Origin of the sequence: Candidatus Erwinia dacicola (assembly GCF_001756855.1) — a bacterium.
In the GTDB taxonomy this organism is placed as follows: Bacteria; Pseudomonadota; Gammaproteobacteria; order Enterobacterales; family Enterobacteriaceae; genus Erwinia; species Erwinia dacicola.
On record NZ_MAYS01000394.1, the window covers coordinates 1 to 1,163 of the forward strand.

Here is a 1,163-nt window from a genome sequence, read left to right on the forward strand (position 1 = left end):
TGTCGACCTTTAAATAGGTTCATGTGCTACTCCTTCAACTAAACAGTGGCATCAGTTTACCATCGCCAGATCTTTGCAACAGTGCCCTTTTGAGCGGGAGGAGTCGGTGTGCAGAAGGCGACCAAATGAGGTATTCCCAGAAATGACATCCATCGCTAAACGTTCGCTCACCGGTCTGAGTTCAGCCTGAGTACGCCGGAACGGCAAAAGACGCTCCCTGCGGGCCTCGTCACGCGGCATCCCTGCCGCGTGACGTCCGGCTTACTTCAGGCTGAACTCATCCCCCGCTATCATCGTGCTCGCTGTGGGTTTCAAACCGACAATGAGGCTCGGGGTGAAAGGAGGGGGGGCTGATTGCAGCAGGCTCACAGCTAGGGATGGCCATGCAGCCTCGCGACAGGGATGTCTTCATGCCGGTGCGGAAAGCAGCCCTCCCTCCTGAAACCTGACATCTGTCATCCCGCAACAATATTCAGATCAGTGTTTCTGGGGATACATCTGGAGTCGATCATTTACTTCGGTCGACCCGCAATACCTCATTAGCGATGCAGTGCCAGCTGCGCGCGGTGGCGATCAACCCACATAGCGGTGGCACCGAAAACGGCGACGGGCAGGATCACCAGATTCAGAAGAGGGATGAGGGTGAACAGGCTGACCAGCGCGCCGAACTGCATATTATCGGTCTTATTTTGACGCAGGGCAGAGAGCATATGGCGGAAGCTGACCTTGTGGTAATCAAACGGATAGTCGCAGTACTGAATCGACAATATCCAGGCGCTAAACACGAACCACAGCACCGGGGCAATGGTCTGCCCAAAACCCGGGAAAAAATAGAGCAACAGCAGGACTAGGGCCCGCGGCAGATAGTAAGCCAGTTTCTGCCATTCACGCTTTATTATGCGCGGCATATCTTTCACCAGCCCGCTCCAGTCGCTGTCCGACAGCGGTTTACCGGTCAACCTTCCTTCCAGCTGTTCCGCCAGCAGTCCATGGTTAGGAGATTGAATCGCCTCTTCTGAGAGCGCCCAACCATGAATGTCAGAACGAACTATCCCTTTGATGCGGCGCTCGTGCGTAGGTTTAAGTATGAAAATGCAGTTTTTGTCGTGTTTTTAACCGGAAAGCCATTTTTAGGTACACTAATCCGGCTCAGGCATCCGCAA

1 protein-coding gene and 1 pseudogene are annotated in these 1,163 nt (G+C 54.0%); both read right to left on the reverse strand.

Going from position 1 to position 1,163, the window contains the following annotated elements; genetic code table 11:
- Positions 1 to 51: 51 nt before the first annotated feature.
- Entirely contained in the window at positions 52 to 240 is a 189-nt protein-coding gene (locus BBW68_RS18435) for a hypothetical protein (protein WP_148127641.1), read from the reverse strand.
- Between the two features lie 299 nt (positions 241 to 539).
- Positions 540 to 1,007: pseudogene (gene cysZ / locus BBW68_RS10975) on the reverse strand (sulfate transporter CysZ); the annotation flags it as partial.
- Positions 1,008 to 1,163 lie beyond the last annotated feature (156 nt).

Bases quoted from the DNA above. Each gene is read 5' to 3' on its own strand.
- BBW68_RS18435 (WP_148127641.1), bottom strand. From the start codon at position 240: ATGCCGCGTGACGAGGCCCGCAGGGAGCGTCTTTTGCCGTTCCGGCGT.